5 protein-coding genes and 1 pseudogene are annotated in these 7205 nt (G+C 39.3%); 3 read left to right on the top strand and 3 right to left on the bottom strand.

Annotated elements, in window-relative coordinates:
• Positions 1–105: 105 nt before the first annotated feature.
• From PI95_RS33955 to PI95_RS37610, 3 genes are all read right to left on the bottom strand, one after another.
• Positions 106–1875 (bottom strand): GumC family protein, encoded by a 1770-nt coding sequence (locus PI95_RS33955; protein ID WP_336507655.1) that lies wholly within the window; start codon positions 1873–1875, stop codon positions 106–108.
• 9 nt (positions 1876–1884) lie between these two features.
• Positions 1885–2301 carry a Wzz/FepE/Etk N-terminal domain-containing protein gene (locus PI95_RS37370; protein ID WP_336507656.1) on the bottom strand — a complete coding sequence of 139 codons (417 nt, stop codon included), beginning with the start codon at positions 2299–2301 and terminating at the stop codon, positions 1885–1887.
• 101 nt (positions 2302–2402) lie between these two features.
• On the bottom strand, positions 2403–2792 hold the full coding sequence (locus PI95_RS37610; protein WP_039747626.1) for a hypothetical protein: 390 nt from the start codon (positions 2790–2792) through the stop codon (positions 2403–2405).
• An 818-nt stretch (positions 2793–3610) separates the two neighbouring features.
• On the opposite strand from PI95_RS37610, the gene PI95_RS33965 reads away from it, so the two are divergent.
• From PI95_RS33965 to PI95_RS33970, 3 genes and pseudogenes are all read left to right on the top strand, one after another.
• Positions 3611–5638: a CHASE2 domain-containing protein gene (locus PI95_RS33965; RefSeq protein WP_063842381.1), complete on the top strand. Its 2028-nt coding sequence runs from the start codon at positions 3611–3613 to the stop codon at positions 5636–5638.
• A complete protein-coding gene (locus PI95_RS35455) occupies positions 5629–5895 on the top strand; it encodes a hypothetical protein (protein WP_063842380.1) in 267 nt (88 codons plus the stop codon). The genes PI95_RS33965 and PI95_RS35455 overlap by 10 nt, the downstream gene beginning before the upstream one ends.
• Positions 5896–5910: 15 nt before the next feature.
• Positions 5911–6489, top strand: a pseudogene (locus PI95_RS33970) (CHASE2 domain-containing protein); the annotation flags it as partial.
• Between the last annotated feature and the right edge of the window lie 716 nt (positions 6490–7205).

A 7205-nucleotide genomic window follows, 5' to 3' on the forward strand; every position in this document is an offset into this window, starting at 1 on the left:
AGATCCGCAACCACCCACGAATATTTTTGATGTTCGCGCTTCGCGTCTCCCCTTGGGAGAAGCCTGTCCACATTTGTAAGCGAGAAGACTTCGCCCATACCCGATTTATTTGTACATCAAGTCGGAAATCTCCATTTCAGTTTGTGCGACACTCTGCCCAACTCGACGTTTGGAGTTATAAAGATAGCTGTCAGGTTCCTGCTTGACATCGACACCGTTGGCAATAATGCCCAAAATATTCGCTTCCGAACGATCTAGCAGCGACTTAGCGGCAGTAGCGCTAGCTAAATCTAAAACACCAGGTTGAGCTACTAATAAAACTCCATCCACCATTTTTCCCAGAACTGCTGCATCAGCTGTGTTAACTAAAGGAGGAGTATCAAACACGATGTAGTCATAGCTTTGCGAGAATTTATCAATCAAAGAAGTCATGCCATCGGAATCAATCAAAGCTAAGGGGTTAGGAGGTTGGACTCCCGCTGTGAGGACAGATAAATATTTTGTGACTATTTGCACAGCTTGTATAAATTCATCTTGACCAACAATAATGTTACTTAAACCTACTGAGTTTATTAGACCCCACAAATGATGTTGCGATGGTGAATGCATATCTGCATCAACTAGTAAAACTCGCCTTCCAGCTTGAGCTAACGCTCCAGATAAATTTGCACAAACTTCTGATTTTCCCTCTTCCGTCACAGAACTCGTGACTACAATTATGCGGACTTTTTTATGGCTAATAAATTTTAAGTTTGCCTGAAGCATTTGATATGCTTGATGAATCACTAAGCTAGGAGTAGAACCATTCATAAATTTATCGGCGTATCCATCTTCCATCAAGTTAAGATAAATAGGTTTACTATTTGATTGAAACTTGGGAATTAGCCCCACCAAACTGTAGCCAAAAAATGTCTCAATTTCCTTAACTGTTTTTAAGGATTTATCAATTAAATCTACAAAAAAGGCAGCACTTACACCAAATAATAAACCAACAAATACACCACTTCCTGCTAAAATTAGTGTAATTTTTGAGACAACTGGTTTTTTCGGAACTTGTGCAGCTTCAATTACTCTGGCATTTCCAATACTTTGCTTTTCTGCTATTTGGATTTCTTTTTGTCTGGTTACAAGATTTTGAAAGTTAGTTTGGGCAACAGACAACTTTCGCTCTAAATCTCCTTGCTGTTTTTCTAGATTTGGCATAATAGCCAACTTCTGCTGATAACTTCCACGGATATTAGACAAAGCTTGTACTTTTTTCTCCAAACCTTGACGCTGCGCTTGTAATTGTAAATATTGACTTGCGAGATTTTCTTTAATCTTTCCTATCTGCAACTTGCCAGGAGAAACGTTTTCTTTAACTCCTGCAACCTGAACAACCCGCTGCTGTAATAAAGAATTCAAAGTTATTTCTTGATTCTTTAAGAAAATGATAGATGGATGATCGTCGGTGTAGCGTGTTCTTTCAGTTGCTAGCTTCGTTTGCACTTTTTGTAGCTCACCTAAAACATCCTGTACACCAGGTATCTGACTTAGGGAAGTAATTTGTACAGCTTGCTTTTTTTGCAAATTTAATTGACTGCCTACTTGTGCTTCCTGAGCGCTGACATCTGCAAGCGCTGCTCTAGATTGATTTATTTGCTCATCTAGTTGGGCAATATTGCTAATAGCAGCGCTTGCTTCTTGTGGAAGCTCGATAATCTGATTCTGATTTTTAAACTTACGTAGTGCTTCTGCTGTCCGCTCTAATTCTTGTTGAGACAACTGTAGTTGTTGTTTAATAAATTCACCCGCTGCCAAGACTTGAGAGCTATTAGTTTGAATATTATTTTTCACATAAGATTGCATCACCTGATTGACTAGTGATGCTGACAATTCAGGTTTTTATGATATGTAAGAAACTTTCAGTACATCTGTGCCAACAATTGGTTCAACTTTGACTTGAAGTGACTCTGCCTCAAGGGGTATACCTTTTTTATCTACTAAGCCCAGAGTATTGATGGCTTCTCTTAAAATCGGTCGAGATTTCAAAATAACAGCTTGCGTTGTTAAAGGATTACCCTCACGCATTAAAGATTTCAAATCGCCAATTTTTTCTCCTGCTTTTGTTAGCGAAGATATTCGGTCTGATTTAAAAAGTAACATTCCACTTGCCTCGTATTTAGGTTTTTGCTTGAGGATGGCAAAACCTGATAATCCTACTGAACTAAGAAGAACTGCTACCACAACTTGCCAGCGACGTTTTAAAACTAGCCAATATTCTTGAATCTCTACTTCTTGTGGATTGCCTTTAGTCTGCATGTAAGTTTCCTGGTTGTACAATAATCCTTAGTTTTTGGGAATTACAAATGACTAAGAACGATCTTAACGAAACAACGTTTATTTTTTGTTAGTCCTGTTTGTTAATAGTAAGTTTTTACTGCATTTGGGAAACCACTTGCATTCCTCCGAGTAAATTCGCTAACGGTTGGATTACCTTCGGTATGAACTACTCCTACTGCTTGCTGCCATATTTGTGGTGGTGCTACTGACACTTTGTATGTACAATTCTCAGGCTTTAGTCGATGATACCACTGGGTTTTTTGACAGCGATCGCACCAAAAGGCTTCTAACCATTCACCTGTTAGATGAATCGTTTTACTAGCCATTTTTAATTTTTTTTGCTTCAGCAAATCGATGCTGTCAAATAATGAATATTTTGGACTAACACTATGAAGATAGCATCCATCAATCGGACAGTAGATAGACCGTCGCTTTGAACGTTTTCGATTTTGGTCACACCTTCTCTGCAATTTGACCTCTATCATTGATAAAAACATCCTCTATAACAATAAGGTCATGTTGGAGGGACTGAGATCGTAAAGACCATCGAAGCCCAACTCCTAGTTTTAAGAATCAGTTATTCAATTGCATTCCACAGACAAGAGTCTGAAAACTTATACATTGCAATTTTCTCATTCAAATCTAGTAACGAAGTTAGAAAAAACATAAAAATTATTTTTCAACTTCATTAGATAAAATTGATATTGGGAAAAGCATTTACATGACATTTACCAAGAGTTATTTTAATTTGAGTAGTAGATAAAACAGATTTTTTCTTGACCGCTATTAATGTCTGTAAATTATCATACAGGAAATTTACCAAAGGCAAGGTGAGAAAAGTAGGTAAATTAAGCTGACGCATCTAGATAAAAATCTGTGTTGAAAGGATATAAAAGGTAAGAAAGGTAAGAAAAGTGAGTCAAGCAGTTTTGGTTAAAGAAAAAAGTAAAATTTAATCTCTTTAATTTTTATCCCTGAAGAAACTGTAGTTTGGTGTCGCCTTAATGCTTGACAAAACCTACATATTATGTTGTCAGGTTATATTTAATATCTTTTTTATGCAGGGTGACACTTGTGCAAGCAAACGTAAAATCTGGCTAATAATAAACGCTTTTAGTCAAGGTATCGAAGTCGATACAAACAGATTTATGTAGAGTAGATATATATTAGATATAAATTCCTGATTTAGTAGCACATGAACGATGTGCGTTTAAAGTTTTTACTCCAGGATATACTAAGCTTTCAACTTCCAGCTAGGAGATTGTCAAATTATTAATTAAGCAATTAAATGACCTGTTATAAATACCAAGTCGGTGGATGTCTAACTAGTAACGCTCCAAGTTATGTAGAACGGCAAGCTGATTCGCAACTTTATGAAGCATTGCAGGAGGGAGAGTTTTGCTACGTCCTCAACTCCCGGCAAATGGGTAAGTCCTCTTTGCTAGTAAGAACTCGGCATCGCTTGCAACAACAAGGTTTTATATGCGCTTCGGTTGATCTGACAAATGTTGGCTGTGAAAATATTACCCCAGAGCAGTGGTACAAGGGAGTAGTTGGTGAGTTATGGTCTGGTTTCAAGCTGTTAGGAAAAATTAACTTAAAAGCTTGGTGGCAAGAGCATGAAGATATCCCCTTACTTCAAAGAGTGAGCCGATTTATTTCCGAAGTACTGTTGGTTCAGTTTCCCAATAAAAGACTGTTTATTTTTATCGATGAAGTTGATAGTATCAAGAGCCTTGATTTTTCTGTTGATGACTTTTTTGCCTTAATTCGGTTCTGCTATAATCAGCGAGCTATCGATCCAGAATACAACCGCATTACGTTTGTTATTTTTGGGGTAACAACACCATCAGATTTAATTCAAGATTTAAACCGTACTCCATTTAATATTGGTAAAGCCATAGAATTGCACGGCTTTAATTTAGATGAAGTCCAGCCATTAGTTAAGGGATTAGAGCTTTTTGGCAGCAATGCTCAAGCAATTGTCAAAGAAATCTTAGCTTGGACAAATGGACAGCCGTTTCTCACACAAAAACTATGTCAGTTAATTCTGAATTCGAGTCAAGATACAGTAAATGAAAGACTGACTATTCCCCCTGGAACTGAAGCATTTTGGATAGAAAGTATTGTTAAGTCACGCATCATCTATAAGTGGGAATTTCAAGACGAACCAGAGCATTTGCGGACAATTCGCGATCGCTTGTTGGGCAATGAGCGCTTTTCTGGACGGATACTAGGAATATGTCAGCAGATTTTGGTAGAGGAAGTACCAGCTGATGACAGTCGAGAACAAATTGAACTTCTTTTATCAGGTTTAATTGTCAATCAGCAAGGATACCTAAAAATAAAAAACCCGATTTATCAAGCTGTCTTTAACTCAGAATGGGTTGCTCTTCAAATGGACAATCTCCGTCCTTACGCACAAAACTTTAAAGCTTGGATTGCCTCGAAACAGCAGGATGAGTCGCAGCTTTTACTAGGTATAACGTTGCATACTGCACTATTGTGGGCAAAAGATAAAAAACTTAGTGATTTAGATTATCGCTTTTTAGCTGCAAGTCAGGAACTCGCAAAAAGAAAAATTGAAAGCGATTTAGCCGCAGAAAAACGCGATCGCCAAATTGAACGAGAAAAAGCACAATTTGCTCTGCAAGCGGCAAAGCAAGCAAATCAAATTTTGGTAGATGCACGAAAAACCGCACGAAGACATGCCCAAAAACTACGTTTGGGCAAAGGTTGGATTGGCAGCATTGCTCTTGGAGTTGCCGGTTTAGTTACTCTTGGGCGTTTTAGTGGAATACTACAGGGTATAGAGTTGACGATGCTCGATCGCTTTTTTCAGGCACGTCCCAAAGCCGAAATTGACCCTTATATTACCATTATTGCAATTGATGAGCCAGATATTAGACAAATGGGTAAGTATGCTTTATCGGATCGAGTGTTGGCTCAAGCAATCCAAAGATTAAAAAGCTACAAACCTACAGCCATCGGGCTGGATTTATATCGAGATTTGCCTGTAGAACCAGGTTATCAGGAATTAGTTAGTTTATTTAAAACGACTCCGAATTTGATTGGTATTGAAAAGGCTGTAGGTAATCAAGTTGCACCACCACCAGTTTTAGCGCAACTGGGTCAGGTGGGTCTTGCCGATCAGGTTTTGGATGGAGATGGCAAGCTGCGTCGTGCCTTGCTTTCAGTTCGACTCGATAACGGTGAATTACGCTTTAATTTGGGCTTAAAACTAGCGCTACGCTATCTAGAAACTCTTAACATCACCCCCAAAGCGGACCCAACGATGCCAATCAAATGCAATTAGGGAAAGCGGTGATTGTTCCTTTTCAAGCGTCGGACGGAGGCTATGTCCGGGCTGATGACGGTGGGTATCAAGTTTTACTTAATTATCGCGGCACTCAACAACAGTTTCAAACCTTCTCGTTCACAGATTTGTTGCATAATCGGATACCACAAGAGAAAGTGCGCGATCGTCCGTATACTGCCGAGGCATTTTTTTCAAAAATGCCTCCCTCGTTGCAAAGCAACGAGGCAGTTGTGCAAAGCACAACTGGGCAGTAGGACGCGCTACGCGATCGCATAGTCTTGATTGGCTCAACCGCTGAGAGCGTCAAAGACTTGTTTCAAACACCATACAGCAGTAGCATCTTTGGTTCCCCGAAACAAATGGCAGGAGTAACGATCCACGCTAATATTACCAGCCAAATTTTGAGTGCAGCCCTGCATGGACGCCCGATGCTACGGGTTTGGTCTCAAGGGGTGGATTGCTTGTGGATTTTGCTTTGCTGCTTTGTGGGAGCGGCGTTAAGTTGGCAGGTGAAGTCACCGAGAAAACAGGTAATAATTGTGATTGTTGCGGCTTCGGGAGTAGGGGCAATTGCTTACGTAGCCTTTTTACACGGTTGGTGGATTCCTCTTGTTCCCTCAATCATCGGGCTAGTAGTTAGTGCTATTACTTTGCCAATTGTCACCACCATACACTTAGAGAAAATTCAACTTCGTCAGACTGTAGAATTACTCGTGGCTATTTGTAAAGAACAACCAACTGCCGGACAAATTGCCATTGAATATCTCAAGCAAGCAGAGAGTCAAGAAAATCAAGTATTTATTGAGCAGATAATATCAGATTCTTTTGAAGAGTTAAATTATCCATAAAGCATTGGGCATTGGGCATCGTCCAAGTGGGCATCGGGCATTGGGCTCCCCCCTCTTCAATTGCCCATCGAACTGTGTTCTTGATAATACTTGAACCTACCGCGAGAACCTGCACCGTAGGTATCCTTTGGTTTCCCTCTGTTTGGTGGGTTAAAATTCTCCGCAAAAATCGTTTGTGGTAAAAAGGTACTTCTGGTTTTTAATTCTGACTCAACCTGAGTAAATAAACTTAGATTTAGTAAGATTTGTATAAATAGCAAACATGTAAAAGTTTTATCTATTTGTTTCATTTATATCAATATTATTTCTGAAACTCAACAGATAAAATTATAATCAGACGAAATCTAAAGTTGGATGAAGCCCTGGTAAAGACTTAGACAATAAGTATTGTTTAATACTTCCATAGAGAAAAATATTTCAGTTTTATCACTCAAAGCAAAAAATTTTGCCTTATCCTTATACCTTTGGCAAGTTTCGAGTAAGAAGCCTCTGCCGAAGCGCGACTGTTGCGGAGGAATCCCCGTGAGAGCGATCGCGCCTTGAGAGTCAAGATTGTTAGTTATTAGTGGGAACGTTGTTATTTTGTATACTAACAACCCTCCCACTAACTTATCCAGGAGGGGCGAAGTCTTCTCGCTTACAAATGTGGACAGGCTTCAAGGGTTCGGGGAGACGCGAAGCGCGAACATCAAAAATATTCGTGGGTGGTTGCGGAT

This window comes from Hassallia byssoidea VB512170, assembly GCF_000817785.2.
Classification (GTDB): Bacteria; Cyanobacteriota; Cyanobacteriia; order Cyanobacteriales; family Nostocaceae; genus Hassallia; species Hassallia carrinoi.